The sequence below is a fragment of the Clostridium sp. TF06-15AC genome (assembly GCF_003481165.1).
Classification (GTDB): Bacteria; Bacillota; Clostridia; order Lachnospirales; family Lachnospiraceae; genus Otoolea; species Otoolea fessa.
Window position 1 is genome coordinate 93,582 of the sequence record NZ_QUKS01000007.1, and the last position, 26,149, is coordinate 119,730.

Sequence of the window (26,149 nt, forward strand, 5' to 3'; positions counted from 1 at the left end):
GGATAGCGGGAACCCCGACGGAAAGGAGGTTTTATGCAGGAAGAAGTAAACCAAAAAACGGTTGCCCTTTCGATCAGGACAACGAAGCTCACAGGAAAAGTGCTGGCTGCCGCTCTTGGCAAGGTGGTTCGGGCGCTGCAAAAGCACCACCAGAAGGCGCTGACCCCGCAGGGACGCCAGAGCGTGAAAAAGCTGATGAACCACTATGGCGGCAAAAGTGCCATGCCCTATGTGGGAGCTCCAAAGGATTTTGACCGGATCGCGAAGGAGTTCCATGTGGACTACGCTTTCCATAAAGTGAGCCCCGGTCATTACCTGCTGTTTTTCAAAGCCAATCAGGCGGACGCTATCACGGCGGCCTTCCAGAAGTACAGCGCAAAGGTGCTGAACAAAGAGCAGGACAAGGCTTCCATCCTCGGTCAGCTTCGGAAATTCACGGAGCAAATCAGGACGCAGGCAAAGGAAAAGCAGCGGACCAGAGAGGCGGTGAAGGACGGACGTTGAGTGACAAGATCAGAAAATATGTGCTCCCAAACCTGCCGTACCTCTTTGTGTTCTGGTTTTTCTCCAAAATCGGGACGGCCTACCGGATCGCCCCCGGCACAGACTTCGGGACAAAGCTCATGGGGATGCTTGATACCTTCCCCAAAGCCTTTGAAACCTACTGGCCGGGGCTGGGAGGTATTGACCTGCTGGTGGGCCTTGCCGGTGCGGCTGGGATGTATCTGCTGATACAGTCAAAGATCAGGCAGGCGAAAAAATTCCGGCGGGATGCGGAGTACGGCACCGCCCGCTTTGGAACAAAGGAAGATATAAAGCCATTTGTTGACCCTAAATTTCAGAACAATGTCATTCTGACCGGGACGGAGTTCCTTACCATGAACACCCGTCCGAAGATACCCGCCAATGCCCGGAACCTAAACGCCTGTGTCATCGGATCGTCCGGCTCGGGAAAGACAAGGTTCTGGTTGACCCCGCAGCTCCTTCAAGCCCATTCCTCGTATGTGGTGGTAGACCCGAAGGGCGGCACTCTCGACCAGTGCGGGCGGTTTCTGCAACGGGAGAAATACAGGGTGCGGGTGTTCAACAGTATCGACTTTTCAAAATCCATGCACTACAATCCGCTGGCCTATATCAAGACAGAAAGCGATGTTTTGAAATTTGTTACCGCCCTGATTGCCAACACCAAAGGCGACGGCAAGGAGGGCGACGAGTTCTGGACAAAAGCAGAAACCCTCTTGTACTGCGCCCTTGTGTCCTACATCGTCTTTGAGGGGCCGGAGGAAGAACGCAACATGAATACGCTGGTGGAAATGATAAGCAGCATGGAAGTCCGGGAGGATGACGAAACCTTCAAAAACGCGGTGGACTATATGTTTGACGGGCTGGAACGCCGCAGCCCCCAGCACTTCGCCGTGAGGCAGTATAAGAAATACAAGCTCGCCAGCGGCAAGACAGCCAAAAGCATTTTGATTTCCTGCGGTGCAAGGCTGGCTCCCTTTGACATTCCACAGCTCCGGGAGATCATGTCCTATGACGAGCTGGAGCTTGATAAGCTGGGGGACGAAAAATCGGCGCTGTTCTTTCTTATCAGCGACACGGACACCACCTACAATTTTTTGGTTGCCCTCGCTTTTTCGCAGATGTTCAACCTTCTGTGTGAACGGGCTGACAACACCTATGGCGGGCGTCTGCCCTACCATGTGCGGGTGCTGTGGGACGAGGCAGCCAATACCGGACAGGTGCCGGGGCTGGAAAAGATCGTGGCCGTCATCCGCTCCCGTGAGATCAGCCTGACGCTTTTTTATCAGGCAATGAGCCAGTGCAAGGCATTGTACAAAGACCATTCCGAAACCATCATGGGCAACATGGACAGTATCGTATTCCTCGGAGGCCGGGAGGCTTCCACCCTAAAGGATATTTCGGAAAACTGGCTGGGCAAGGCCACCATCTCTATGCAGACCGAGGGCCGAAGCCGTGGACAGTCTGAAAGTTACAGCCAGAATATGCAGCGGCTTGGCCGGGAGCTGATGACCACCAGCGAGATCACCACCATGCCCGGGGATAAATGTATCTTGCAGTTTCGGGGGCTCCCGCCCTTCCTGTCCCCGAAGTATGACTTGAAAAAGCACCCGAATTACAAGTACACAGCCGAATTTGATAAAAAGAAAAACGCCTTCCGCTTGGAAAGCCTGTTCCGCCACCGGCCATTGAGACTAAAGCCGGAGGACGAATACACGGTGTACGAAGTGGACGGCTCCGACACGGACGAAGAAGCTGACCTGTTGAATTTCGATGATCTGGACAGCGACGAGTTTGTGTAACTTCGGGCCATGTTGACCCGAAGCGCCGCCGATGTGGGCGGCTTTTTTTGTACCCAAAATCATCAAACAAACAAAATGGAGGAACGTATATGGAATTTTTCAATCAGGCAATCGACATTCTCAAAATTCTGGTCATGGCTCTTGGCGCCGGTCTGGCGGTATGGGGCGTCATCAACCTTCTGGAAGGTTACGGGTCGGATAACCCTGCGGCAAATGCTCATGTACGGTAAAGTATCACAAGAAAATTATGTCGAATTGACAGCCGCCTCCGCTATACCGAATAAGGAAATAAAGAGTCCTCAAATTTTGCGCTACTAAATGAAGACGAGCGGAAGTAATCTCCCGCTCGTCAGTAAACTTAACTATGCCATATCAATCCCGCTTCTTTCCCGCCACCGGCACTAAGAACAGCGCGGGCAACAGCAGGAAAGCGGTACAGACCAGCCCCCAGGGTATGGACACCTGCTGGGCTACCAGCCCCACAATAGGCCCGCCGATGATCTGCCCGAAAGAGTCCAGCTGTCCGCTGGTGGAAAAGACTGTGGCGCGCATTTTCTCATCCACATGGTCGTTCATCCAGGCGGCCAGCACAGGCTCCTTGATGGTGCGCATAAGCCCCGCCAGCAGGAACACCAACAACATGAACCAAAAGCTCCGCCCCACCGCGAAGAGAACCAGGCACAGGATATACCCGGCGCTGGTGGACATGACCACACTGGTTCGGCTGACAGTCCCTTTTTTCTCCATGCGGGCGATGAGCAACTGAGAAGCCAGAATACCTAAGCCGCTGCCGATAAGACTGATAACACCGAACCAAGTGACGCTGTTCAGCGGCCCGATAACGGGTATTACCGTGTCATCCAGAAAATGAGCGGTGGAGAGCCGGTCAAAGCCTTCACTGGCAAGTCCCCCGCATAGTGTGATTGCTAAGAGCGTCAGCAACACAGGTGCGCCTTTCACAAAGCCCAGGTTGAGCTTGAACAGGCAGACAAAGTCTTTAAGCAAGCCCTGCCGTTCCTCAATAGCAGGGGAGAAGTTGGTTTCTGGCATGATGCGACCCAACACCAGCCCCAACAACAAGCACAAACTGCCCCCCAAGATGAGAGGCATTTGCAGGTTTATGTTTCCCAGCAGTGTGCCCAGCACCACGCCCAGAACGCCGCCGATTTGCCCCATTTGACTGCCCCGCAGGAACACCTTGTCTATGGGTTTGTCCTCTTCCTCCGAGGCAATCCACGCCTCCAGAGCGCCGGTGATGAAGGTATCACCGCAACCCCAGACAACTTGGGCCAGCAGAACCGGCGCGAACCACGGTAGCGCACCCTCCATCAGAAAGCCCAGGCCGTAGAGGAACATTCCAATCAGCACCGAGCGCCGACGGCTATACAAATCCGCCACCACACCGGTGGGCATCTCGAACAGAAAGCAGGAGGTCTCCTGAACCGTCCCTACCAGGACAAGCTGGAAAGCATCCAGCTGCACCACCTCCAGGTGGTACACGATGGAAAGCACTGTGGACATAGAAACCGCCAGGGAACAGACAAATCGGAACAGCAGGTAGACAGAATATGCCTTTGAATTTTTAGCAAACATGAAGTTACATTCTCCTTTCAAATCTCATTTTATATGACTTTTGCAAGCTGTTAAGCTAACTTGTGGAACATATGCCGAACCTTATCTATACGGCTATTCGGGCGGCGGGGTTGGCAAATAAATTTACCAATAGCTGGCTGGTATCCTTTTAACTCTGTCAAGCAGACTCCCTGCCCATTTGTGAAATAAGTTAAATCGTTCCTGTATTCTTGAATACATCTAGCAGGGATTTCTCCTTTCAGAATGACCTCGTCATTCTTTATCTGAGTACTTACAATATCTGCACAATACCTTGGAGCATCATGATACGCCCGTGAGAGATATTCCTGCGGTGCATAAATTTCAAAGTGGAGATATGGCTCTAATAGTTCTGTCCCTGCTTTTTTTAAAGCCTGCTCCAATACGATAGGGGAAAGCAGCCGAAAGTCTGCGGGGGTACTTACAGGACTATAATACAATCCATATTCAAAACAGATTTTACAGTCTGTCACTTTCCATCCATACAGCCCCTGCTCGCAGCCATAAAGAACCCCCTCCATAACCGCATTTTGGAACGATTGATTTAAATATCCAAGTGAAACTCTGCTTTCATACTGCACTCCGCTTCCAATAGGGAGCGGCTCTATGGACAACCCGACAGAAGCCCAGAAAGGATTTGGCGGGACTTCTATGTGGATGGTGTGGCTGGCTGCTTTGAGCGGCCGCTCCATATAAATGACGGAGGGTTCCTTTACCACTGTTTCAAGCTTGTATTTTTCCGACAGCAAAGCGGAAACAACCTCCAACTGCACCCGGCCCAAAAAAGAAAGAATGATCTCATGGGTGATGGAATCCACTTCGCAACGCAAAAGCGGGTCAGTATCCGCAAGTTGCGTAAGAGCGTCCAGCAGCCGTTCTCTTTGCGCTGCCGTTTTCGGCGCAATCGTCGTCCGCAGCATGGGGAGGGGGTCCTCGCGCCACCTTTTACGAGGGAGCCGGGTTTGGTCCCCTAATACATCGTTTAACCTCACGCTGTCGCTGGGAAGGATAACAATTTCACCCTGATAAGCGGTGTCTGTCCGAACAATTTCCCCTTTGGATGGAATACGCATCTCTGTGATTTTCAGCTTTTCTCTCCCGGCCAGGGCCACCGTATCCCGCAGGCGCAGCGTTCCGCTGTATAACCGTAGATAGACACGCCGCTGGCCGCAATCGGTGTACTCAACCTTGAAAACGCTGCCGCATAGGGCGGCGCCCCCCTGTTCCCCAATCGGTTGGAACAGCCCTGTCACCGCATCCATCAACGGTTGAATGCCAAGGCCATTTTTGGCGCTGCCATGATAGACTGGGAACAGGGAGGCGTCTTGAACCCGCTGCTGTTCCTCCCGCGCAAGTTTTTCCCGGCTGATTGGTTCTCCTGCGATATACTTTTCCAATAATTCATCGTTATTTTCGATGACCGCATCCCATGCTTCTATGTCGGTATTTTCCTCCAGGACTATTTCCGGGGACAGCGACACCGTCTGCTTGATGATAATATCGGCGGAGAGCTTATCCCGAACAGACTGAACCACGCTCTGCAAATCAACGCCAGCCTGGTCGATCTTGTTGATAAAGATAACGGTGGGAATGTTCATTTTCCGCAGGGCATGGAACAGAATACGGGTCTGGGCCTGCACGCCATCTTTAGCGGAGATCACCAAGATGGCCCCATCTAAAACAGCCAAAGAGCGGTACACCTCCGCCAAAAAATCCATGTGGCCGGGCGTATCCACAATGTTAACTTTACATCTGTGCCACTGGAAGGAAGTGACTGCCGCTTGAATGGTAATCCCACGCTGCCGCTCCAAAAACATGGTGTCCGTCCTCGTTGTCCCTTTTTCGACGCTCCCCGGTTCTGAAATGGCTCCGCTGGCATATAGCAGGCTCTCCGTCAAGGTCGTCTTTCCAGCGTCTACATGGGCAAGAATTCCAATATTGATTATTTTCATGTGATTGTCCTCCCTTTACAGCCCCAAAGGGCATAAAAATCCCCAGCAGTAAAATACTTTTACCACTGGGGATTATAAGTTGCGGACATACACATATACAGCATACACCTGTTTGTGATTGCTGTTTTTGGGGATATGTCAAAATTGATAAGGCAAAAGTATTCTTAAATTGGGTACAAAAAACTAAGCCCCTACAAAAGGAGCTATCATAATCCTTTGTTCCCACTATTTGATTATAGTTTTATTTAAGAATACCTTGCCGCATATTTTTTACTCCTTTTCTGGATTAAATCATTGTATCACATCAGTTTTAATCATTGTATCACATCAGTTTTAGGAAAGCAAGTACCTAAAAGAAATTTTTCTTCCCCTTATATGTAACAATCATACCGGCTTCCTAGCGTTCAGAATGTTTTCTGCTGTCTGCTGTGGTGTTTGGTTGGAATTGTCCAACCAAAAGCCGATCCGTGGTGTTGTCTGCATTTTACTAAATACAAATTCAATGTATACAGAAAGATATAAGGAGTGGGAGGGATTCCGCCGTAGTTGGCATTGTAGGAAAATCCAAAAGTTTAGATTTTCCCACAATGCTTATCTTTTGGTCTTTGGTTCGGAATAGTGTAGTGCTGGCGGTCTATCTCTTGTTTTCGGTTGCTTGCTTCCTTACCGTACATGAGCATTCTCTTGCGGCTGCTCTTGCCCGATTGCCGGAACAGACGCAGGAAGAAATCTTTTTGTACTACTTTCAGCACTTGACGCAGAAAGAAATCGGAGAACAAAGCGGCTGGACACGCAGCACAATCGGGCGGCATATACGGCTTGCCTTGAAGCGGCTGAAAGAGGAAATGGAGGTGCTGTCCCATGAGTAACCGACTTCTCCCCTATGACACTATCATAAAGGCACATGAGGGCGACCCCATAGCGATACAAGCCGTCCTTGACCGATACGCTGGATATATCCGCTACTTCTCTAAGATGAACGGCTATTACAACTCTGATATGGAGGACTACATCAGAACAAAGCTGATTGAAAGCCTGTTCAAGTTCCGGCTTGACCGATAACATAGAAACTGAATATCCCGCCGCCCCGCAGCGGCACATGAAGCAGTAAATCCGAAAAAGATTTGCTGCTTTTTTTGCGCTCATTTTTGGCAAATTTCCAAAAGTTCCGTATTAGATAGTGAAACCAAAAAAGGCTGCCGTTTTTTTTAGACAGCGGGCAAAACGCAGCTTCCGAAACGCCTTATTGTCGGGAAAGACCGAGCCGCCGGAAAAGTTCTTGCCGGAAAGTCCGTCATTTTTGCTTTTTGCGGTGTTGTAGGGAGTAAGAGGAAGAACGCCAGCCCGCAGCCTTTTATGAAAAAGCTGGTTATAGATTTTCTGAAAAAGTGGCAGTAGGAAGTGAACGGCAGTCCGGCAGTTTCTTAGAGCAAGATTCTACCACGGTGCCAAAATCCGCATATCTGCGGTTTTGCCCCTTTGGTAAATCTTGTTGGGGAGTGCCTTCCCCAAACCCTGCTCATGCGCCCTGTCGGGCGAGAAAGGAGGTCAACGCTTGAAGAAAAAATACAACACACCCCACCGCTGCCATGTGGTCAAAACCCGCATGACCGAGGAAGAATACGCCGACTTTACCGAGCGGCTGAAACACTATGACATGAGCCAAGCCGAATTTATCCGGCAAGCCATTACACGGGCGACCATTCGCCCCATCGTTACCGTTTCCCCGGTCAATGATGAACTGTTGTCCGCCGTTGGCAGGCTGACCGCCGAATACGGAAAAATCGGTGGCAACCTCAATCAGATTGCCCGCGCCCTCAACGAGTACGGCACACCATACAACGCCCTGTCCGTTGAAGTCCGCGCCGCCATTTCTGACCTTGCTGCCTTGAAGTTTGAAGTCCTGCGAAAGGTAGGTGACGCTGTTGGCAACATTCAAACATATCAGCTCTAAAAATGCGGATTATGGCGCAGCCGAGCAGTACCTCACCTTTGAACATGACGAGTTTACCATGAAGCCCACCCTTGATGAAAACGGGCGGCTCATGCTCAGGGAGGACTATCGAATAGCCACGCTGAACTGCGGCGACGAGGATTTTGCCGTTGCCTGTATGCGCTCCAATCTCCGCTATGGGAAGAACCAGAAGCGGGAAGATGTAAAAAGCCACCACTACATTATCAGCTTTGACCCACGGGACGCGGTGGACAACGGTTTGACCGTAGACCGGGCGCAGGCGTTGGGCGAGGAATTTTGCCGGAAGCAGTTTCCCGGACACCAAGCCATTGTCTGCACCCACCCGGACGGACACAACCACAGCGGCAATATCCATGTGCATATCGTTATCAATTCTCTGCGGATAGAGGAAGTTCCGTTCCTGCCTTACATGGACAGACCGGCAGACACCCGCGCCGGGTGCAAACACCGCTGCACAGACGCGGCGATGGAATACTTCAAAGCCGAAGTCATGGAGCTGTGCCACCGGGAAAATCTCTATCAAATCGACCTTTTGCATGGCAGCAAAAACCGCATTACCGAGCGTGAGTATTGGGCGCAGCGGAAAGGGCAGGCAAAGCTGGACAAGGAAGCTGCCGCCTTGCCAGCCGAGGAGCAGCCAGCCAAGCCCACGAAGTTTGAAACAGACAAGGAAAAATTGCGGCAGGCCATACGCACCGCGCTGTCCTCTGCCGCAAGCTATGGCGAGTTCGCCGCCGTTCTCTTGCAACAGGGCGTGACTGTCAAGGAGAGCCGAGGGCGGCTATCCTACCTCACGCCGGACAGGACAAAGCCCATTACCGCCCGCAAGCTGGGAGATGATTTTGACCGCGCTGCCGTTCTTGCCCTTTTGGAACAGAACGCCCACAGAGCCGCCGAGCAGACCGCAACCGTACCCGAATACCCCCGCAACATAAGGGAGCGTTTGCAGGGCAAAAAAGCTGTCCAAACCACCCCGGAAAAGGACGGTATTCAGCGCATGGTTGACCGGGCAGCGAAGCGAGCGGAGGGAAAGGGCGCGGGCTATGACCGCTGGGCGGCAGTCCACAATCTGAAACAAATGGCGGCTACCGTTGCCGCCTACGGGCAGTACGGCTATTCGCCGGAGGAGCTGGACGCAGCCCTTGTATCCGCCAATGCGGATTTACAGGACAGCACCGCCAAGCTGAAAGCCCTGGACGCTGCTATCCGGGAGAAAAAGGAGCTTCAGACACAGGTGCTTGCCTATGCCAAGACCAAGCCTGCCCGTGACGGTCTGAAAGCGCAGAAAACGGAAAAAGCCCGCAGTGCCTACCGGGAACGGCACGAAAGCGATTTTATCATAGCGGACGCAGCCACCCGTTATTTTCGGGCGCATGGCGTTTCCAAGCTGCCAAGCCATAAAGCCCTGCAAGCGGAAATCGAGCAGCTTACCGCCGAAAAGAACGCCCATTACAACGAATACCGGGAGAAAAAAGCCCGTGTCAAGGAGCTGCATACCGTGAAAAGCAATCTTTCTCAAATCCTGCAAGGCGAGAAAGGCAGAGAGAAAAAGCACGAACATGAGCGTTAAAAACCGCCCCGAAACGATACCAAAACAGGGATATGCCCTGCACCCTATCCGCAATACTGCCCACCTTTGAAACGGGGCGCACAGCGCAGGAAATCCCCAAAAATGACACCGAGAAACTACATTTTTACCGACCTATCCGCTTATACCAGCGGAAACGGCAGAAAGGAGCGAGAAATGCCACGCATGAGCAAAAAGCGGCGGTTGGAATGGGGCTTTTTCCTCAACCACCGAAACCGTATTACCTACAATGACCTTTGCCGGGGCTGCACACACGGCTGCAAGCAGAGCTTCCGAGCGATTATCGTCCTCTGCCCCCGGTATTTCTCTAAGAGATGGAAACACAGGGAGGACACCGCCAATGGCAGATAACCGCAAATATTACTACCTCAAACTGAAAGAAAACTTCTTCGACAGCGATTCCATTGTGCTGTTGGAGGACATGAAAGACGGGATTTTGTATTCCAATATCCTCTTGAAGCTGTACTTAAAATCGCTGAAAAATGGCGGCAGATTGCAGCTTGACGAGCATATCCCCTATACCGCCCAGATGATAGCCACGCTGACCCGTCACCAAATCGGGACGGTGGAACGGGCATTAGCCATCTTCCAGCAGTTAGGGCTTGTGGAGCAGCTTGACTGCGGGCTGCTTTATATGACCGACATCGAGCTGATGATCGGTCAATCCTCTACCGAAGCGGAACGGAAACGCGCCGCAAGGCTTGAAAATAAGGCACTTTTGCCGCCGCGGACAAATGGCGGACATTTGTCCGACATTCGTCCACCAGAGATAGAGATAAAGAAAGAGATAGATATAGAGTTAGAAAAAGAGGGAGAGTTAAAGGGACAAGCCCTCGCCCGCAGCTATGGCAGATATGAGAATGTATTTCTGACTGATACGGAGCTTTCCGAACTGCAAGCGGAGCTGCCCGAAAAATGGGCGTACTACATTGAGCGGCTTTCCGACTATATCGCGTCCACGGGCAAGAAATATAAAAACCACACCGCCACTATCCGCAGATGGGCGGCAGACGATACCGCAAAGGCTGCCCCGAAACAGGGCATACCCGAATACACCTGCAAGGAGGGCGAGAGCTTATGAGTAATCTGTTTACAGAACGAGTTTTGAATATGGCGGCTGTTACCCCACAGCCGGAGGACTACACGGGCGAGGACGGACTGCTTTACTGCGGCAAGTGTCACACTCCGAAAGAAGCCTACTTCCCGGAAAAGCAAGCCGCCCTGTTTGGGCGTGACCGCCACCCGGCAGAATGTGACTGCCAGAAAGCCCAGCGTTTGGAGCGTGAAGCCGCCGAACAGCGCAGAAAGCACCTTGACACCGTGGAGGACTTGAAACGCCGGGGATTTACCAATCCTACCATGCAGGAATGGACTTTCGCCAACGACAACGGGAAATGCCCGCAAATGGAGATTGCACACTTCTATGTGGAGCATTGGGAAATCATGTGCGAGGAAAATATCGGCTATCTGCTATGGGGCAAAGTCGGCACAGGAAAAAGCTATTTTGCCGGGTGTATCGCTAATGCCCTCATGGAGCAGGAAGTCGCTGTCCGCATGACGAACTTCTCTGCGATTTTGAATGACCTGACCGCCAGCTTTGAGGGGCGCAACGAGTATATCGAGCGTCTTTGCCGTTTTCCTCTGCTTATCATTGATGATTTTGGAATGGAGCGCGGCACAGAGTACGGTTTAGAACAGGTCTACAATGTGATTGACAGCCGCTACCGCAGCCGCAAGCCCTTAATCGTTACCACCAATCTGACATTGGACAGCCTGCAAAATCCGCTGGACACCGCCCATGCCCGGATTTATGACCGCCTTTTGGAAATGTGCGCCCCTATCCTCTTTACGGGAGAGAACTTCCGCCGTGAAACGGCGCAAGCCAAGCTGAACAGACTAAAAGAATTGATGAAATGAAAGGAGTTGCCTATGGCAGAGAACAAGCAGAACACCACCCCGGCACGCCGCCCGGACTGCGTGACAGAGATCCGCATGGGCAACACCGTCCTTGTCGTTTCCGGCTTTTTCAAAAAAGATACCACCGACACCGCAGCCGATAAGATGATGAAAGTGCTGGAGACGGAAGCCGCTACACAAAAAACGGCGATTTGACCGACCATAAAGAAGCAGATTTGACGCTTTTGCCGCTATACAGACAGCCGCCCCATGTGGTACAATCAAGGTACGGAATAGTGGGGCTGGCTGTCGGAAACGGAGGATTTTATGTTAAGACAGACCAACCAACAACCAATTACCGCCCTTTACCCAAGACTTTCCCATGAGGACGAGCTGCAAGGCGAGAGCAATTCCATTTCCAATCAGAAGCGTATCCTTGAAACCTATGCAAAGCAGAACGGCTTTTCCAATCTGCGCTGGTACACGGACGACGGTTATTCTGGTGCGAACTTTCAAAGACCCGGTTTTCAAGCCATGCTTGCGGACATTGAAGCCGGAAAAGTCGGGACAGTTATCGTAAAGGATATGTCGAGATTAGGGCGAAACTACCTGCAGGTGGGAATGTATACCGAGATGATTTTCCCACAGAAAGGTGTCCGCTTCATCGCTATCAATGACGGAGTGGACAGCGCACAGGGCGACAATGACTTTGCCCCGCTGCGGAATATCTTTAACGAATGGCTGGTGAGAGATACGAGCAAGAAAATCAAAGCAGTGAAACGCTCAAAAGGTATGAGTGGCAAGCCTGTTACGAGCAAACCCGTGTACGGCTACCTCATGGACGAGGACGAAAACTTCATCATTGACGAGGAAGCCGCACCCGTGGTCAAGCAGATATACCGTCTGTGCCTTGCCGGGAACGGTCCGACCAAGATAGCCCGTATGCTGACCGAGCAGGAAATCCCAACGCCGGGAACGCTGGAATACCGCAGGACGGGCAGCACACGCCGCTATCACCCCGGCTATGAGTGCAAATGGGCGACAAATACCGTGGTGCATATCCTTGAAAACCGGGAGTACATGGGCTGTTTGGTGAACTTCAAGACGGAGAAACCGTCCTACAAGACCAAGCACAGCATAGAAAATCCCATTGAGAAACAGGCAATTTTCGAGAACCACCATGAGCCTATCATCGACACCCAGACATGGGAGCGTGTGCAGGAATTACGCAAACAGCGCAAGCGTCCGAACCGCTATGATGAAGTGGGCTTGTTCTCTGGTATGCTCTTTTGCGTGGACTGCGGCAGCGTCATGTATCAGCAGCGTTACCAGACCGATAAGCGGAAACAGGACTGCTATATCTGCGGGAACTACAAGAAGCGCACCCATGACTGCACCGCACATTTTATCCGCACCGACCTTTTGACTGCGGGCGTTCTCTCCAATCTACGGAAAGTGACGAGCTATGCGGCAAAGCATGAAGCCCGGTTTATGAAGCTGCTGATCGAGCAGAACGAGGACGGCGGCAAACGCCGGAACGCCGCCAAGAAAAAGGAACTGGAAGCTGCCGAAAAGCGTATCGGTGAACTTTCCGCTATTTTCAAGCGGCTGTATGAGGACAGCGTAAGCGGTCGCATTTCTGACGAGCGTTTCACGGAGCTTTCGGCAGACTATGAAGCCGAACAGCAGGAATTGAAAGAGCGTGTTGCCAGAATACAGGCGGAGCTTTCCAAAGCACAGGAAGCTACCGTAAACGCAGAAAAGTTTATGAACATTGTCCGCAAGCACATGAACTTTGAAGAACTGACCCACACCCTCTTGCGTGAGTTTGTAGAGAGAATCGTTGTGCATGAGTGCAGCTACGATGAAAACGGCACACGCAGACAGGATATTGAGATTTACTATTCTTTCGTCGGCAAAGTGGACTTGCCCGAATGACCGCCCGCCCTATCCGATATCAAAGGCAAGTATCGGATAGGAAAGGCAAAATTTTTTACACTTCTATTACTTCTTTATCACACATAAACAAAATCACAGGGCATTAAGCAGCTTATGGCCGGCGGCGGTGTTGTTCTGATCGGCCTTCAGCTTATCCCTCTGCTGTCCGGCCTGTTCAGCTAAGTGTCACCCGTTGTCCCTTTTCCAGAAAAGGAGCTGATGTATGGACTTTATCATCGACGCAATCGTTGAATGGCTGAAAGGTCTGCTCGTCGATGGTATCATGGGAAATCTGGACGGCCTTTTCGATAACGTCAATCAGAGCGTTGGCGAGATCGCCACACAGGTAGGCACGACCCCGGCGGACTGGAACGCCGGGGTCTTTTCCATGATACGACAGATCTCCGAAACTGCCATTCTGCCAATCGCCGGGGTCATCCTCACTTTTGTCATGACCTATGAACTGATACAGATGCTCATAGAACGCAACAACCTCCATGAAGTTGACACATGGATGTTTTTTAAGTGGGTGTTCAAAACCTTTGTGGCTGTGATGATCCTGACGAATACCTTCAATATCGTGCTGGCGGTCTTTGATGTGAGCCAGCATGTGATCCAGCAGTCAGCGGGCATTATCCAGAACGGGACAGAAATCACGCCGGATGTGCTGGACAGTCTGCGGACAGAGCTTGAGGCGATGGAGTTAGGCCCTCTGTTCGGACTCTGGCTACAATCCTTCCTGATCCAGCTTACCATGATTGCCTTAAACATCGTGATCTTCGTCATCGTATATGGCCGTATGATTGAAATTTATTTACTCACAAGTTTAGCGCCTATCCCGTTTGCCACCGTCCCCAACAGGGAAACCGGACATATGGGGCAGAACTATTTCCGCTCCCTCTTTGCGGTGGGCTTTCAAGGTCTGTTGATCTTAGTCTGTGTTGCCATCTATGCGGTGCTGATCCAGAGTATCGCCGCCGACGGCGACCCCATCGGGGCGATCTGGGGATGCGTGGGATATACGGTGTTGCTGTGTTTTACCCTGTTCAAAACGGGCAGCCTTGCAAAATCCATCTTCGGCTGCCATTAAGAGACTTCGGGCCATGCTGACCCGAAGCGGAAAGGAGGCGGTATGCCCCGGCGTTACAAACAGGGTGCGGACGGACAGCCGCACCCGGCTTTCTACGGAAAGCTCCCCGAAGAATTTTCTAAAGCAGACACCATGCGCTTTATGGTGGAAACCGATCTGAAACTGTCCGGGTGCGTATCGGCGGACACGCTGGCGGCACTCCGGGCGGAAGGCTATGACTACAAGGACGGGAACCTTGTTCCCGCCGGAAAGGAGGAAACCATGCAGGAAAAGGTTGCAAACACCACCCCGACCGCACCGTTGAAGCTGGATGTAAGCGTGCGGGTCATCGAACCTGTGAAAAATCTGATGGGCTTTGCCAGCGTGAAATTCAATGACTGCTTTGTGGTGGAAAATCTGAAAATCGTACAGGGCAGCAAGGGCCTCTTTCTTGGGATGCCCAGCCAGCCGGACGGCAAAGGCGGCTACCGGGATATGGCCTACCCTGTCACAAAGGAGTTCCGAGAACAGCTCAATACCGCTGTTCTGCAAGCCTATGAGGCAAAGCTGGAACAGATGGCGGAGCGCGGCTCTGTGGGGCGTGCGTCTATCAGCGACCAGCTCAAAGCCGGGAAAGCGGCTGCCGAACAGGCAAAGGCAGAACGGCCTCCGAAGGAAAAATCCAGCCGCAGCGCAGAGCGTTGATCTCGGGCCATGCTGGCCCGAAGCAGAAAGGAGGCGGGAACCATGCCACGCAAACGGACGGGCTATGACGCGGCCTGCTACTATGACGGAAAACTGCTGGGCCGCTGTACTAAAGCGGACAGCGACGCCTATACCCTGTTGATGAACGCCTGCGGCGGGGACGCCGCCCGTGTCCTTCGGGAATATGCCTATTTTTCCCCGGAACTGAAAGTCATCTTAGAAAAGGCAGCACTCATGCAGGCGGACCGGAGCCGGACGGGCGGAATGTTCCATGCGCCGAAAAGCTCCCCATGGGGCGAGGTGCAAAGCTGTGAAACCCTCTGTCCGGGGGTGTTTCTGGTATCTACCGCCAGCCACGGCGGAACGATGGTGGCAAACGAGGTAGCCGCCGTCCTCTCCCCGGCGGCGAAAAAGTGCGGCTTCAAGGATAAGGGCTATATCTGCTATGAGGAGGACGCACAGGAAAGTGTGGTGCTCCGGGAACTGCTGGACAAAAAACTGTGGAACATCCCTGACCGCATTAAGGACAAAGGACAGTTTGAAGAAAAACTCAATCAGTCCATCCGGCAGTATCACCCCGAATACTGGCGGGCAAGGCAGAGCGGACGAGAGGCCGCCGAAGCTGCCCGCAGCACAGCCCCGGCCAAAGAGGCCGCAAGATAACCTCGGGCCATGCTGGCCCGAAGCAATAAAGGAGGTGTACCAAAATGGCCTATGTGCCAGTACCAAAAGACCTTTCCAAAATCAAGACAAAGCTGGCCTTCAACCTAACGAAGCGCCAGCTTGTTTGTTTTTCCAGCGCAGCGGCGGTGGGCCTCCCGGCCTACCTGTTTTCCCGTGGCAGTATCGGGAACAGTGCCGCCATGTTCCTGATGATCGGCCTCATGCTCCCGTTCTTCTTTCTGGCTATGTATGAACGAGACGGTCTGCCGCTGGAAAAAGTGCTGAAAAACATCATCCGCACCCGGTTCCTCTATCCCCGTGTGCGGCCTTACAAAACCGAAAACTTCTATGCGCTGCTTAGCGCCAGAAAGGAGGCGCAGCCGATTGCGAAACAGCAGAAGGGCCGGAAAGCCCGCAGGCAGAAAGCCTGAAAAGCAGGGCCTTACCGGCCTGTTCACGAAAGGAAAGAACATTCCCACCACCGCCCAGCAGACCCTCCCTTACCGGGAAATGTACCGGGACGGGGTGTGCCGGGTAGCGGACCGCTATTACACCAAAACCATTGAATACGAGGACATCAACTACCAGCTCGCACAGTCCGAAGATCAGGCAGCCATCTTTGACGGGTGGAGCGCCTGCCTCAACTACTTTGACAGCAGCCTTCCGTTCCAGCTTTCCTTCCTCAACCACCGGAGCCGCCCGGGCAGCCGGTACAGCGTGAACATCCCCATGCAGGACGATGATTACAACAGCGTCCGGTGTGAGTATGTGGAAATGCTGGAAAACCAGATCGCCAAAAGCAACAACGGCATTGTCCGCACAAAGCTCCTGACCTTCGGCGTGAACGTGGACGACCTTCCCACCGCCAGGTCAAGGCTGGAACGTGTAGAGGCGGACATTTGCGGGAACTTCAAAAAGCTGGGCGTCAAGTGCCGCTCCCTTTCGGGGCTGGAACGGCTGGAGCTTCTTCACGGGCAGCTCCACCCTGGCAGCGGCTCCCCCTTCCGGTTTTCATGGGATATGATCCCCAAAACCGGGCTTTCCACCAAAGACTTTATCGCCCCGGACAGCTTCGACTTCCGTTTCAGCCGTCTGTTCCGGGTGGGGACGACTTGGGGCGCTGCCTCCTACTTGCAGATTTTGGCCTCGGAGCTCTCGGACAAGCTGCTGGCGGAGCTTTTGGAAATGGATGCGGAAATGACCATCACTCTCCATATCCAAACCGTCGATCAGGCCGCCGCCGTAAAATCCATCAAGGCCAAAGTCTCCGACATTGACAAGATGAAGGTGGAGGAACAAAAGAAGGCAGCCCGGTCAGGGTACGACATGGACATACTTCCACCCGACCTTGTAACGTACAGCAACGACGCAAAGACCCTCTTGGAAGATTTACAGAGCCGGAATGAGCGAATGTTCCTTCTGACCTTCCTTGTGGTAAACATGGCCCCGACCCGCCGGGAGCTGGACAATGACCTGTTCACGGTGTCGGGTATCGTCCAGAAATACAACTGCACCTTGAAGCGGCTGGACTTCCAGCAGGAGGATGGTTTTCTTTCCAGCCTTCCGCTGGGCCATAACGGCATTGAGATCAAGCGCGGCATGACGACCAGCTCCACGGCCATTTTCGTTCCCTTTATGACGCAGGAGCTCCGCATGGATGGCGAAGCCGTCTATTACGGGCTCAACGCACTTTCCCATAACGTCATCATGGCAAACCGGAAAAATCTCAAAAACCCCAACGGCCTGTTCCTCGGCGTGCCGGGCTCCGGCAAATCCTTTGCCGCAAAGCGGGAGCTTGTGAACGTGTTCCTTGCCACCCGTGACCGGATCATTGTGGTGGACCCGATGGGCGAATACTCGCCCCTTATCAAGCGGCTGGGCGGACAGGTCATCGAGATCGCCCCGGACAGCCCCCACCACATCAACCCGATGGACATTGACCTGAGCTTTGACGAGGAAAACCCGATGGCGCTGAAAGCCGACTTTATCCTGTCGCTGATGGAGCTGATCGTTGGCGGCAAGGATGGCTTGCAGCCGGTGGAGCGGACCGTCATTGACCGCTGTGTACGCCAGATGTACCGGGAACATTTGCAGGACCCGGAAACAAGCAAAATGCCGACCCTCCAAACCCTGTATGACCTGCTCTGTTCCCAGCCGGAGGGCGAGGCGGTACGGCTGGCAACTGCCCTTGAAATCTATGTGTCGGGTTCCCTTAACGTGTTCAACCATGAAACCAATGTGGACTTAAACCGCCGTCTGGTATGCCTTGACTTAAAAAAGCTGGGGGCCGGGCTTCGGACGATTGCCATGCTCATTATGCAGGACTTGGTAAACTCGCAGGTGTCCATGAATTTCCTGCGCGGTATCGCTACATGGTGCTACTTCGACGAATTTCATGTGCTGCTCCGTGACCGTCTGACGGCAAGCTATTGTGTGGCGATCTGGAAAATGCTGCGAAAAAAAGGGTGCGTTCCCAGTGCTTTAACGCAGAACGTGAAGGATTTTCTGGCAAGCCCGGAGATCGAGAACATCTTTGAAAACTCGGACTTCCTTGTGCTTCTCTCGCAGGCACAGGGGGACCGGCAGATTTTAGCCAAACAGCTTGGGATCAGCCCCCATCAGCTTTCCTATGTGACCCATACCAATTCCGGCGAAGGGCTGCTGTTCTTCGGGAACACCACCATCCCGTTTGTTGACCGCTTCCCGCAGAATACCGAGCTGTACGCCATTATGACCACCCGCCCGGAGGACAAAAAACAGGAAATGAACCGGGCATAACGCACTTCGGGCCATGATGGCCCGAGGTTTGGAAAGGAAGGATACATCATCGGAAAGAAACCGGATAAACGGAATTTTCAAAGGCCGGGGCCGACGGAGGATACCGGGAGCAATCGCCCCGGACCGGCTGAACGGGAAGGGTCTTCCCCCGCACCATCCCGACGCCTGCGGTTTAAGGACGAGGATACCGGGCAGGACAGTCCTTCGGGCCACAATGGCCCGAAGTCCAAAAGCGGTAAGTTTCAAGAGGACAGCCGGAAAAGCCGTCCCTCTGACCGCATGAGGCAGGAAGATGAAGCGGGCGGGCCGCAGGATACCGGCAAGGCACAGGAGCCGGAGGGCTCCGCCGAGAAGGCCGGGAGCAAAAAGGACAAGTACCAGAAAGCACAGGCAAAAGCGGAGCGCGCCGGGGAAAAGCTGGGAAAGGCCCGGGAGAAGCTGGATAAGGTCGAGGCGAAACGGGCGGCGCAGAAGCCACCGGGGCTTGCAAAGAAAGCTGTCCGGGGAGCCCGCACCGAGGCATGGTTTTATCTCCACAACAAAATCAACGAAGTCGAACATGAAAATGTGGGCGTGGAAGGAGCGCATAAATCCGAGCTGGCCGCAGAGGCCGGAGCCCGGAAACTGACCCGCTATGCCAAACGCCGCTGGCGGGAACACCCAGCCCGGAAGGTGGCAAAGTGGGAACGGAAGGACATAAAAGCCCGGGCCAATGTGGATTTTCAAAAGATGGCCTCCGAGCACCCGGAACTTGCCAGCAATCCGCTTTCCCGTGTGCAGCAGAAATGGAAACTGAAACGCCGGTATTCCAAAGAAGCAAAGGCGGCTGCAAAACAGGGCGCAAAGGCCGCAAAGAAAACCGCTGCCGCTTCGGGAACTGCGACCCGTCGGGCGGCGCAGTTTGTGACCCGTCATCCCGTGGCGGTGCTGGTCCTGCTCCTGCTGTTGCTGCTCTGTTTTCTTGTGTCGGCGGTAAGCTCTATCTTTCCCACGCTTGGCAGCGGCCTTGCCAATGCGTTATCCGGCACCTCCTACGCCTCGGAGGATACGGACCTGCTGGGCGTGGACGAGGACTACACGGCACTGGAAAACGAGCTGGCGCAGACGGTAGCGAACATCGAAAGCACCCATCCCGGCTATGACGAGTACCGCTATTCCGTGGACGAGATCGGCCATAACCCCTATGAGCTGGCGTCCTATCTCTCGGCAAAGTACCATGTGTATTTCCGGGAACAGGTGCAGGACGAACTGCGGGAGATCTTCGAGGCACAGTATGAGCTGACCTTGACGGAGAAAGTCGAGATACGCTACCGCACCGAAACCAGCACCGACCCGGAGACCGGGGAAACCACCACCGAGGAAGTCCCCTATGAGTATTACATTCTCAATGTGACCCTCACAAACAAGACGCTGCCCGCCGTGATCCTGCCGAGGCTTAACGAACAGCAGCGGGAAATCTACACCGTTATGCAGCAGCTCAAAGGCAACAAACCCTATCTGTGGGAAGGGATTTACAACGGCGGCGAAGATACCGGCCCCAGCTATGAGATACCCGGCGAGGCGCTGGATGACCCGGCTTTTGCGGCGCTCATGGAAGAAGCCACAAAGTACATCGGCTGGCCCTATGTGTGGGGCGGCTCCAGCCCGTCCACCTCCTTTGACTGTTCGGGCTTTGTCTGCTGGGTGTACACGGCCAGCGGCGTCCACAACCTGCCCCGTACCACGGCGCAGGGCATTTACAACCAGTGTGCTATCATTTCCCCCTCCGAGGCAAAGCCCGGCGATATTATCTTTTTCACGGGAACCTATGACAGCCCCGGCCCTGTGTCCCATGTGGGGATTTATGTGGGCGACGGGATGATGCTTCATTGTGGTTCGCCCATCCAATACGCAAACATCAATTCAAGCTACTGGCAGACACATTTCTATGCCTTCGGGCGTTTGTGAGCCAGAGGAAAGGAGTCCTTGCATGAACAAGATCGACAAGCTCGATAAGGAACTGGAAAAAGCCCGGGAGAAGGCTGCCGAGTGGCAGGCCAAAATCCGGGAGCTGGAAAAGCAGAAACAGGAGGAAGAAAACAGCCAGATCGTGCAGGCGGTGCGCTCCCTCAAACTGACGCCCGCCCAGCTTATGGCTTTTTTGAACGACCCCAAAAACAGCCTTACCGCTTCGGGTCATACTGACCCGAAGCCGGAGGCACCCGAAAAGGAGGACACAGCCCATGAAGAAAATTAAATACCGCAGGCTGGCGGCGATGGCTGCCAGCCTTTTGTGTTGCCTGATCTTTACAGTCCCGGCTTATGCACAGAGCAGCGAGCCGCAGCCGGAGACAGCTCCCTCCCTGGCAGAAACCGAAGCAGAGCCGGAAACCCAGAACCCCTTTACCCCGGACGGGACGGGAACCGTGGTGGACAACGCCACCGACGAGGATGGAAAGGAGTTCTACACCATCACCACAGCAGACGAGAGCGTGTTTTATCTGGTGATCGACAAACAGAAAACCAGCGAGAACGTCTATTTCCTCAATACCGTTACCACAGACGACCTTCTGCCTCTTGCCGAACAGGGTAAGGAACCGCCCAAAGAAGTGACCCCGGAGCCAGAGCCAAAGCCCACCGAACCGGTGGAGGAAGTACCGGAACCCGAGCCGGAGAAAAAGGACAGCCCCCTTCTCTCTCTGCTCCTGATCGGTGCGGTGGTGCTGGCCGGCGGTGGGATTGGTTACTATTTCAAGATTTACAAGCCGAAGCATGAGGCCCCGGATTTGGAAGATGATTACTGCGAATATGAGGACGGGGAGCTGGAGGAGATCGCAGAGGAACCCGAGGACGAAGATACCCCGCCGTGGGAGGAAGATACGGAGGAATGAGAATGAATTTTACAAGCAGCCCTTTTGAACGAATGATGAAGGAAGTACCGCACCCTGGCTGGGACAATGACAACCCTTGTAAGGGATGCCGTTACTACAAGGAGTGCAAAGGAAAGAAAAAACAGTGCCGGAAGAAATTCCGGGCGCTGATCGTGGAGCCCCGCCCTTCGGGCCATTGTGGCCCGAAGTCTTAAATGGACGCCCGGGAGCTGACCCGTGACGAGAAGAAGAAAATCCGTTCTCTGGTCACGGGGATGTGTGCCAACTATGACAGGGAAAGCGGCCTGTGCCTTCCTCTGGACTGTGCCTGTTATATGCTGCACAAGTGCTGGACAGGGGCGTACTGCCGTTACTTCCGTGAGGCTGTCCTGCCCCTTGACCCGGAGCTTCAAGCGGCGCTGACAACGGAAGGCATCTCCCCGGAACTGCGGGCCTGTGCGGTCTGCGGAAAGGCGTTTTTGCCCGAGGGGCGTCAAGCCTACTGCTCCGACGTCTGCAAGGCCGAAGGAAACCGTCGGAAAAGCCGGGAACGCATGAGGAAAATGCGGGAGAAAAGGCCGGGCGGCTGTTACGATTTGTCGCCTCCAAAGGCTTGACATTCCGGGCTTTTTTGAGGGTGTTTCCGGGGTGGGAATATCTTATTACATTTCTCCCCGGTCTGCCCTCTTATTTCGTAACATCCAGCACTTCGGGTCATGTTGACCCGAGGCACAGAAAGGAGGGATCTCTTGGAGACAGTACAAGGATATGTGATTTTGAAAGCTGCCACCTTTGAAACCGGACACAGCTTTGCGCTGGGGCATAATCCGGGAGCGCCGAGCCCCTTTGTGACCTGGCAGTTTACCGAGGGGGAAAACGGCCATCGGGATTACTACTGGGGCCGCTATGGAACCAGTCAGGCGTGGGCGCAGAGGGACTTTGACCGCCGGGTGGACGACTATCAGCAGCTTTACCATGCGGCGGTCAAGCATACCGAGCTGGGACCGGAGGGCGTTTACCGCTATTATTCCACCCAGCGACCCGTGGACATAGGCACCTACCCGAAGCCGCCGGATAACCAGCCTCTTTCCATCGTCAACTACGATGACGACAGGCGGCGTCCTGTGGCAGACGGCAGGCTGATGGCATGGGGCGAACTGACCTACGCAAAGCCGCTGACCGAAAAGCAGATGGAGGATTATGAACTGAAACCAGCACCGGGCAATCCTGACCGGGTGCGCCCATCCATTACCGCCCGGCTCAAAGAAGGAACCAGAGGGCAGGAACCCCCGAAGGAGCCCGGCCAGAAGCGGAGCCATAAAAACCATGAGGAACGATAAAGGAGGATCGCCATGCACGAAAAAGACAACTATCTGAAAACCGCCGAGCTCTCCACGGAGCAGAACTGCAACATGATCGACGGCGTACCCAACAACACGCCTATCCCACCCACGCCCCCGGAGTTGGACGCAAAACCGCTTGATAAGGTAAAGGAGCCCAAAGAGCGCCGGAAAGGCCGGGAGTTGGAACGCTGATGGAGAACCGCAAGCGGAATGTCCATCTGCACGTTATGGTAACGCCGGACGAGCTGGCAGCCATCCATGAACGGATGGCTGAGGCGGGCATTTCCAACGCCGGGGCTTATGTGCGGAAAATGGCTCTGAATGGATATATCCTGCACATCGACCTTGCACCTGTAAAAGAGTTGATCTCTCTGCAACGGCGCTGTTCTAACAATCTCAATCAGGTTGCCATACACGCACATACCTATGGCGTGTACCCGGAGGAAATCGACGGATTGAAGCGGGACTATGAAAAACTGTGGGGCGAGGTGTCAAAGGTGCTGCGGGAGCTTTCCGAGCTGGTGGCAAAGTAAGACGAGGGCGGCAGGTTCCGATGTTGGGACCTGCCGCCTTGTTCTTTTTACCATCTATATCTATGTTTCCGAAAATGTAATTCCCGAAGTCCAGCCTCTTTACAAATAGACGATAGAATTTTTAGTATTTCTTCTCGTGTAGAATTAAGCCATTCAGCAAGCTCACGATCATAGAAACAATAAGCGACATCTTCGCCTGTGCCATATGTCGAATAGGCTTTTTCCTTTTTGGCTATTTTCAATCGTCTGCGAATTGCTGTTAGCATATCAGTGATAGTATAGAGTTTTTCTCTCCATAAAGAGTTTTGGACAGAAGATTTTCCATCAGCCTGTTTTAATATGGAGCCATCACGAGTTCTTAGTACCCCTGTATTCAAGGCAATTAGCGTATCTTCAATCGCTTTATCAAAATCCTCCATTCGACCTTCTTGATAAATGTCATCTTGAAAGGCTGGACGATCAAAGCACTCCAAATAAAATTGGACAAGCTCTTTATCTTTTTCAAAGGCAGGTGTGGAAGAAGTAGTTTCGACTTCCAAAATTGCTGTCTGTTCTGCAAGCTGCTTCCAACTTTGTAGCAGTTCTTTAGGATAACGAGTAATATCCGTATCAATCAATTTAGAACAAGACTGGCATAACCAAATTCCATTTTCAAACGACTTTCTTTCTTCGGGTGTCATAGAAGCGTCATAGCGTGGACCGCCTTGAGCCGCTGCACAGATATGAGCTGCTACCCCTATATTTGTAATTTTTTCAGGATTGGTATTTGCCCCACAAGTCAACTTTCGGCAAGCAGGATTACTACATCTTCTACCAACCCGATTTGCCAGTAATTCCTTTGTTGCTGAAGTAAAGTCGTCTCTGCTGTTCCCCATGTTCATCACCTCGTCTAACCAAAATATTGATTTCATTATATCATAACTTTTTAGATAAAACCATCAAGCTTCGGGCCAGCATGACCCGAAGTTTTAGGACAGGATTTACTAATCTTTCGCAACATTTATGTCCCCGGGCAGGCATGATAAAATAGAGGTAGGAAGGATAGATAAAGGAGGTTTTGAAGATGAAGATACTGCTGAAAATATTGGTTGCTCCCTTTGCTTTAGCGTTGTCCCTTCTGGCGGCTCTGCTGGTGTTCCTATTTGATATTTGTGCCGTCCTGCTGACGATTGCCTCTGTGATCCTGACGGTGCTGGGTGTCGCTCTCTTTTTCACGCCGACGCCCATAGGCGGGATTGTATTTCTGTTTCTTGCCTTCCTTCTTTCGCCGTATGGACTGCAAGCGGCGGCGGGCTCCCTTCTTTGGGCGCTGGACGGAGGCAAATCCGCTCTGTACCGGTTTCTGGCAAGTTAAGCAGCCTCGGGCCATACTGGCCCGAAGTCGGGGCGGTCTGAATGGGCCGCCCCTTTCTCATGGAAAGGAGGAATGATTTTTGGCTACCACAACTTTGTTACAGCGCCATGCGGGCGAAGGCGAAACGATTGCTGAGGCTATCCGGGATTGTCTGGACTATGGCAAGGACCCGGAGAAAACAGAAAGCGGAAAGTATATCTCCGCTTATGAATGTGATCCGGCCACCGTGGCGGACGAGTTCCTTTTGGCAAAGGCCAGCTATGCCGCTATGACGGGCCGGGAACAGAAGAAAGAAAATAATGTGCTGTGCTATCAGATACGACAATCCTTCTATCCGGGCGAGATCACCCCGAAGGAGGCGAACCGTATCGGCTATGAGCTGGCTATGCGCTGGACAAAGGGGCGGCACGCTTTTATCGTTACCACGCACACCGATAAGCAGCACATCCATTGTCACATTTATTACAACTCCACCACCCTTGACTGCACCCGGAAATTCCGAAATTTTTGGGGCTCCAGCTTCGCCCTTCGGCGGCTCTCTGACAGGCTGTGCCTTGAAAACGGGCTATCCATCGTGGAGAACCCGAAGCCCCGGAGCAAGGGCAAGTATCGGAACTATGGAGAGTGGCAGAAAGACCGGAAAGGGCCGCTTTCCTATCAGGACAGGCTGCGCCTTGCCATTGATACTGCGTTGGCGGAACGCCCCGCTGATTTGGACGAATTTCTCAATTTGATGAAGCGGGCCGGGTATGAGGTCAAGACGGTTCGGGGCGGCGGTATCAGCTTCCGGCTGACCGGGCAGGGACAGGAACGCTTCACCCGTCTGCGTGCCTCCACGCTGGGGGACGGCTACGACTTGCAAGATGTTCTGTCCGCCATTGAGGGCAAAGAAAAACGCCCCGGGCGCTCGGAGCGGAAAATCAGTCTGGCGGTGGATATTCAAGCAAAGCTGGCTGCCGGTAAGGGGCCGGGATATGAACGCTGGGCGAAGGTATTTAACATTAAGCAGATGGCTGCCGCTCTTGCCTATATACAGGACAATAACCTGACCGATTATGAGCAGTTGGTGAAGAAAGCCACCGAGGCGGCAGACCGTTTCCATGTTATTTCCGAACAGGTCAAGCAGACGGAGCAGGCCATGAAAACCAATGCCGGGCTAAAGGCCGCAACGGTTCAGTATGCCAAAACCCGCCCAGTCTTTGAGCAGTATAAGGCGACGAAGTACAGCCGGAAATTCCTTGCGGAGCATGAGGCCGACCTTGAACTGTACCGGGCTGCACAAGCGGAAATGCGCTCTCTGCTGGGCGGGGCGAAGCTCCCTAAAATGGATGTGCTGAAGGAGGAAGGCCGCAAGCTCACAGCAAAGAAAAAACAGCTCTATGGAGAATACCAGAAGGCACGACGGGATATGCAGGAGATCGTCACGATCAAGGCGAACATTGACACTCTGATGGGCTACACCGAGCCGGGAAGAAAGCAGGAAAAGGAGCGTTAAGGTTATGAAAATAAGGAGCAAAGCGACGCTGACACTTCGGGCCATGTTGGCCCGAAGATACGGGTTTGGGGCGAGC

29 protein-coding genes and 2 pseudogenes are annotated in these 26,149 nt (G+C 53.3%); 28 read left to right on the forward strand and 3 right to left on the reverse strand.

Annotated elements, in window-relative coordinates:
* Positions 1 to 33: 33 nt before the first annotated feature.
* The 3 genes and pseudogenes from DXC57_RS13265 to DXC57_RS13275 all read left to right on the forward strand — a co-directional run.
* A complete protein-coding gene (locus tag DXC57_RS13265) occupies positions 34 to 504 on the forward strand; it encodes a PcfB family protein (RefSeq protein ID WP_025543433.1) in 471 nt (156 codons plus the stop codon).
* Positions 501 to 2,324, forward strand: a complete 1,824-nt coding sequence (locus DXC57_RS13270; RefSeq protein WP_118653064.1) for a VirD4-like conjugal transfer protein, CD1115 family — start codon at positions 501 to 503, stop codon at positions 2,322 to 2,324. The genes DXC57_RS13265 and DXC57_RS13270 overlap by 4 nt, the downstream gene beginning before the upstream one ends.
* 89 nt (positions 2,325 to 2,413) lie before the next feature.
* Positions 2,414 to 2,542, forward strand: a pseudogene (locus DXC57_RS13275) (Maff2 family protein); the annotation flags it as partial.
* Between the two features lie 154 nt (positions 2,543 to 2,696).
* Here DXC57_RS13275 and tet(40) read toward each other — a convergent pair.
* Both tet(40) and tet read right to left on the reverse strand, forming a co-directional pair.
* Positions 2,697 to 3,917 carry a tetracycline efflux MFS transporter Tet(40) gene (tet(40), locus tag DXC57_RS13280; RefSeq protein ID WP_034595539.1) on the reverse strand — a complete coding sequence of 407 codons (1,221 nt, stop codon included), beginning with the start codon at positions 3,915 to 3,917 and terminating at the stop codon, positions 2,697 to 2,699.
* Positions 3,918 to 3,967: 50 nt separating this feature from the next.
* Complete coding sequence (tet, locus tag DXC57_RS13285; RefSeq protein ID WP_117536993.1) at positions 3,968 to 5,887, reverse strand: TetM/TetW/TetO/TetS family tetracycline resistance ribosomal protection protein; 1,920 nt, start codon at positions 5,885 to 5,887, stop codon at positions 3,968 to 3,970.
* 587 nt (positions 5,888 to 6,474) lie between these two features.
* Between tet and DXC57_RS13295 the strand changes: the two genes are divergently transcribed.
* The 23 genes and pseudogenes from DXC57_RS13295 to mobC (DXC57_RS13410) all read left to right on the forward strand — a co-directional run bounded on the left by DXC57_RS13295 (position 6,475) and on the right by mobC (DXC57_RS13410) (position 23,224).
* Positions 6,475 to 6,756, forward strand: coding sequence for a sigma-70 family RNA polymerase sigma factor (locus DXC57_RS13295; protein WP_330411767.1), 282 nt, complete (start codon positions 6,475 to 6,477; stop codon positions 6,754 to 6,756).
* Entirely contained in the window at positions 6,749 to 6,949 is a 201-nt protein-coding gene (locus DXC57_RS13300; RefSeq protein WP_006858003.1) for a helix-turn-helix domain-containing protein, read from the forward strand. The genes DXC57_RS13295 and DXC57_RS13300 overlap by 8 nt, the downstream gene beginning before the upstream one ends.
* Before the next feature lie 493 nt (positions 6,950 to 7,442).
* Positions 7,443 to 7,841: a plasmid mobilization relaxosome protein MobC gene (gene mobC / locus DXC57_RS13305; RefSeq protein WP_040647222.1), complete on the forward strand. Its 399-nt coding sequence runs from the start codon at positions 7,443 to 7,445 to the stop codon at positions 7,839 to 7,841.
* Positions 7,813 to 9,432: a relaxase/mobilization nuclease domain-containing protein gene (locus tag DXC57_RS13310; RefSeq protein ID WP_182457313.1), complete on the forward strand. Its 1,620-nt coding sequence runs from the start codon at positions 7,813 to 7,815 to the stop codon at positions 9,430 to 9,432. The genes mobC (DXC57_RS13305) and DXC57_RS13310 overlap by 29 nt, the downstream gene beginning before the upstream one ends.
* 174 nt (positions 9,433 to 9,606) lie before the next feature.
* Entirely contained in the window at positions 9,607 to 9,801 is a 195-nt protein-coding gene (locus DXC57_RS13315; RefSeq protein WP_118653124.1) for a hypothetical protein, read from the forward strand.
* On the forward strand, positions 9,791 to 10,531 hold the full coding sequence (locus DXC57_RS13320) for a phage replisome organizer N-terminal domain-containing protein (protein ID WP_118653066.1): 741 nt from the start codon (positions 9,791 to 9,793) through the stop codon (positions 10,529 to 10,531). Before DXC57_RS13315 ends, DXC57_RS13320 begins: the two co-directional genes overlap by 11 nt.
* Positions 10,528 to 11,367: an ATP-binding protein gene (locus DXC57_RS13325; RefSeq protein WP_118653068.1), complete on the forward strand. Its 840-nt coding sequence runs from the start codon at positions 10,528 to 10,530 to the stop codon at positions 11,365 to 11,367. The genes DXC57_RS13320 and DXC57_RS13325 overlap by 4 nt, the downstream gene beginning before the upstream one ends.
* A 12-nt stretch (positions 11,368 to 11,379) precedes the next feature.
* Positions 11,380 to 11,562 (forward strand): transposon-encoded TnpW family protein, encoded by a 183-nt coding sequence (locus DXC57_RS13330; protein ID WP_118653070.1) that lies wholly within the window; start codon positions 11,380 to 11,382, stop codon positions 11,560 to 11,562.
* Positions 11,563 to 11,673: 111 nt separating this feature from the next.
* Positions 11,674 to 13,284: a recombinase family protein gene (locus DXC57_RS13335; protein ID WP_118653072.1), complete on the forward strand. Its 1,611-nt coding sequence runs from the start codon at positions 11,674 to 11,676 to the stop codon at positions 13,282 to 13,284.
* 90 nt (positions 13,285 to 13,374) lie between these two features.
* Positions 13,375 to 13,467 (forward strand): annotated as a pseudogene (locus tag DXC57_RS15775) (Maff2 family protein); the annotation flags it as partial.
* Positions 13,468 to 13,507: 40 nt separating this feature from the next.
* Positions 13,508 to 14,374, forward strand: a complete 867-nt coding sequence (locus DXC57_RS13345; protein ID WP_117762130.1) for a VirB6/TrbL-like conjugal transfer protein, CD1112 family — start codon at positions 13,508 to 13,510, stop codon at positions 14,372 to 14,374.
* 42 nt (positions 14,375 to 14,416) lie between these two features.
* Positions 14,417 to 15,058, forward strand: a complete 642-nt coding sequence (locus DXC57_RS13350; RefSeq protein ID WP_158579726.1) for a septation protein SpoVG family protein — start codon at positions 14,417 to 14,419, stop codon at positions 15,056 to 15,058.
* 9 nt (positions 15,059 to 15,067) lie between these two features.
* Positions 15,068 to 15,721, forward strand: a complete 654-nt coding sequence (locus DXC57_RS13355; RefSeq protein ID WP_118278676.1) for a hypothetical protein — start codon at positions 15,068 to 15,070, stop codon at positions 15,719 to 15,721.
* A 44-nt stretch (positions 15,722 to 15,765) separates the two neighbouring features.
* Entirely contained in the window at positions 15,766 to 16,152 is a 387-nt protein-coding gene (locus DXC57_RS13360; RefSeq protein WP_003500106.1) for a PrgI family protein, read from the forward strand.
* 79 nt (positions 16,153 to 16,231) lie between these two features.
* Complete coding sequence (locus tag DXC57_RS13365) at positions 16,232 to 18,499, forward strand: VirB4-like conjugal transfer ATPase, CD1110 family (RefSeq protein WP_118653126.1); 2,268 nt, start codon at positions 16,232 to 16,234, stop codon at positions 18,497 to 18,499.
* A gap of 279 nt (positions 18,500 to 18,778) precedes the next feature.
* On the forward strand, positions 18,779 to 20,446 hold the full coding sequence (locus DXC57_RS13375; protein ID WP_118653074.1) for a CD1108 family mobile element protein: 1,668 nt from the start codon (positions 18,779 to 18,781) through the stop codon (positions 20,444 to 20,446).
* Positions 20,447 to 20,468: 22 nt separating this feature from the next.
* The gene (locus tag DXC57_RS13380; RefSeq protein WP_005927622.1) at positions 20,469 to 20,735 is read left to right on the forward strand and encodes a DUF4315 family protein; all 267 of its coding nucleotides are present in this window, start codon (positions 20,469 to 20,471) and stop codon (positions 20,733 to 20,735) included.
* Positions 20,722 to 21,369 carry a DUF4366 domain-containing protein gene (locus tag DXC57_RS13385; protein ID WP_118653076.1) on the forward strand — a complete coding sequence of 216 codons (648 nt, stop codon included), beginning with the start codon at positions 20,722 to 20,724 and terminating at the stop codon, positions 21,367 to 21,369. The genes DXC57_RS13380 and DXC57_RS13385 overlap by 14 nt, the downstream gene beginning before the upstream one ends.
* Entirely contained in the window at positions 21,366 to 21,563 is a 198-nt protein-coding gene (locus DXC57_RS13390) for a hypothetical protein (RefSeq protein WP_036626666.1), read from the forward strand. Before DXC57_RS13385 ends, DXC57_RS13390 begins: the two co-directional genes overlap by 4 nt.
* A complete protein-coding gene (locus tag DXC57_RS13395) occupies positions 21,564 to 21,965 on the forward strand; it encodes a cysteine-rich VLP domain-containing protein (protein WP_025543447.1) in 402 nt (133 codons plus the stop codon). It begins immediately after the preceding gene.
* Positions 21,966 to 22,097: 132 nt separating this feature from the next.
* Positions 22,098 to 22,688 (forward strand): hypothetical protein, encoded by a 591-nt coding sequence (locus DXC57_RS13400; RefSeq protein ID WP_243101484.1) that lies wholly within the window; start codon positions 22,098 to 22,100, stop codon positions 22,686 to 22,688.
* A 12-nt stretch (positions 22,689 to 22,700) separates the two neighbouring features.
* The gene (locus tag DXC57_RS13405; RefSeq protein ID WP_003500078.1) at positions 22,701 to 22,883 is read left to right on the forward strand and encodes a DUF4316 domain-containing protein; all 183 of its coding nucleotides are present in this window, start codon (positions 22,701 to 22,703) and stop codon (positions 22,881 to 22,883) included.
* Complete coding sequence (gene mobC / locus DXC57_RS13410; protein WP_012741672.1) at positions 22,883 to 23,224, forward strand: plasmid mobilization relaxosome protein MobC; 342 nt, start codon at positions 22,883 to 22,885, stop codon at positions 23,222 to 23,224. Before DXC57_RS13405 ends, mobC (DXC57_RS13410) begins: the two co-directional genes overlap by 1 nt.
* Positions 23,225 to 23,271: 47 nt before the next feature.
* Here the strand turns inward: mobC (DXC57_RS13410) and DXC57_RS13415 are convergent, their stop codons facing one another.
* Complete coding sequence (locus DXC57_RS13415; RefSeq protein ID WP_015553877.1) at positions 23,272 to 24,099, reverse strand: hypothetical protein; 828 nt, start codon at positions 24,097 to 24,099, stop codon at positions 23,272 to 23,274.
* A gap of 188 nt (positions 24,100 to 24,287) precedes the next feature.
* On the opposite strand from DXC57_RS13415, the gene DXC57_RS13420 reads away from it, so the two are divergent.
* Both DXC57_RS13420 and DXC57_RS13425 read left to right on the forward strand, forming a co-directional pair.
* Complete coding sequence (locus DXC57_RS13420) at positions 24,288 to 24,578, forward strand: CD1845 family protein (protein ID WP_005927606.1); 291 nt, start codon at positions 24,288 to 24,290, stop codon at positions 24,576 to 24,578.
* 79 nt (positions 24,579 to 24,657) lie between these two features.
* Positions 24,658 to 26,073 (forward strand): relaxase/mobilization nuclease domain-containing protein, encoded by a 1,416-nt coding sequence (locus tag DXC57_RS13425; RefSeq protein ID WP_118653080.1) that lies wholly within the window; start codon positions 24,658 to 24,660, stop codon positions 26,071 to 26,073.
* The last annotated feature ends 76 nt before the right edge of the window (positions 26,074 to 26,149 follow it).

Excerpts from the sequence above, each read along its gene's own strand:
- DXC57_RS13265 (WP_025543433.1), top strand. The coding sequence starts at position 34 with ATGCAGGAAGAAGTAAACCAAAAAACGGTTGCCCTTTCGATCAGGACA.
- tet (WP_117536993.1), bottom strand. The coding sequence starts at position 5,887 with ATGAAAATAATCAATATTGGAATTCTTGCCCATGTAGACGCTGGAAAG.
- DXC57_RS13295 (WP_330411767.1), top strand. The coding sequence starts at position 6,475 with ATGCTTATCTTTTGGTCTTTGGTTCGGAATAGTGTAGTGCTGGCGGTC.
- DXC57_RS13300 (WP_006858003.1), top strand. The coding sequence starts at position 6,749 with ATGAGTAACCGACTTCTCCCCTATGACACTATCATAAAGGCACATGAG.
- DXC57_RS13315 (WP_118653124.1), top strand. The coding sequence starts at position 9,607 with ATGCCACGCATGAGCAAAAAGCGGCGGTTGGAATGGGGCTTTTTCCTC.
- DXC57_RS13320 (WP_118653066.1), top strand. The coding sequence starts at position 9,791 with ATGGCAGATAACCGCAAATATTACTACCTCAAACTGAAAGAAAACTTC.
- DXC57_RS13325 (WP_118653068.1), top strand. The coding sequence starts at position 10,528 with ATGAGTAATCTGTTTACAGAACGAGTTTTGAATATGGCGGCTGTTACC.
- DXC57_RS13330 (WP_118653070.1), top strand. The coding sequence starts at position 11,380 with ATGGCAGAGAACAAGCAGAACACCACCCCGGCACGCCGCCCGGACTGC.
- DXC57_RS13335 (WP_118653072.1), top strand. The coding sequence starts at position 11,674 with ATGTTAAGACAGACCAACCAACAACCAATTACCGCCCTTTACCCAAGA.
- DXC57_RS13345 (WP_117762130.1), top strand. The coding sequence starts at position 13,508 with ATGGACTTTATCATCGACGCAATCGTTGAATGGCTGAAAGGTCTGCTC.
- DXC57_RS13350 (WP_158579726.1), top strand. The coding sequence starts at position 14,417 with ATGCCCCGGCGTTACAAACAGGGTGCGGACGGACAGCCGCACCCGGCT.
- DXC57_RS13355 (WP_118278676.1), top strand. The coding sequence starts at position 15,068 with ATGCTGGCCCGAAGCAGAAAGGAGGCGGGAACCATGCCACGCAAACGG.
- DXC57_RS13360 (WP_003500106.1), top strand. The coding sequence starts at position 15,766 with ATGGCCTATGTGCCAGTACCAAAAGACCTTTCCAAAATCAAGACAAAG.
- DXC57_RS13365 (WP_118653126.1), top strand. The coding sequence starts at position 16,232 with ATGTACCGGGACGGGGTGTGCCGGGTAGCGGACCGCTATTACACCAAA.
- DXC57_RS13375 (WP_118653074.1), top strand. The coding sequence starts at position 18,779 with ATGAGGCAGGAAGATGAAGCGGGCGGGCCGCAGGATACCGGCAAGGCA.
- DXC57_RS13380 (WP_005927622.1), top strand. The coding sequence starts at position 20,469 with ATGAACAAGATCGACAAGCTCGATAAGGAACTGGAAAAAGCCCGGGAG.
- DXC57_RS13385 (WP_118653076.1), top strand. The coding sequence starts at position 20,722 with ATGAAGAAAATTAAATACCGCAGGCTGGCGGCGATGGCTGCCAGCCTT.
- DXC57_RS13390 (WP_036626666.1), top strand. The coding sequence starts at position 21,366 with ATGAGAATGAATTTTACAAGCAGCCCTTTTGAACGAATGATGAAGGAA.
- DXC57_RS13395 (WP_025543447.1), top strand. The coding sequence starts at position 21,564 with ATGGACGCCCGGGAGCTGACCCGTGACGAGAAGAAGAAAATCCGTTCT.
- DXC57_RS13405 (WP_003500078.1), top strand. The coding sequence starts at position 22,701 with ATGCACGAAAAAGACAACTATCTGAAAACCGCCGAGCTCTCCACGGAG.
- mobC (WP_012741672.1), top strand. The coding sequence starts at position 22,883 with ATGGAGAACCGCAAGCGGAATGTCCATCTGCACGTTATGGTAACGCCG.
- DXC57_RS13415 (WP_015553877.1), bottom strand. The coding sequence starts at position 24,099 with ATGGGGAACAGCAGAGACGACTTTACTTCAGCAACAAAGGAATTACTG.
- DXC57_RS13420 (WP_005927606.1), top strand. The coding sequence starts at position 24,288 with ATGAAGATACTGCTGAAAATATTGGTTGCTCCCTTTGCTTTAGCGTTG.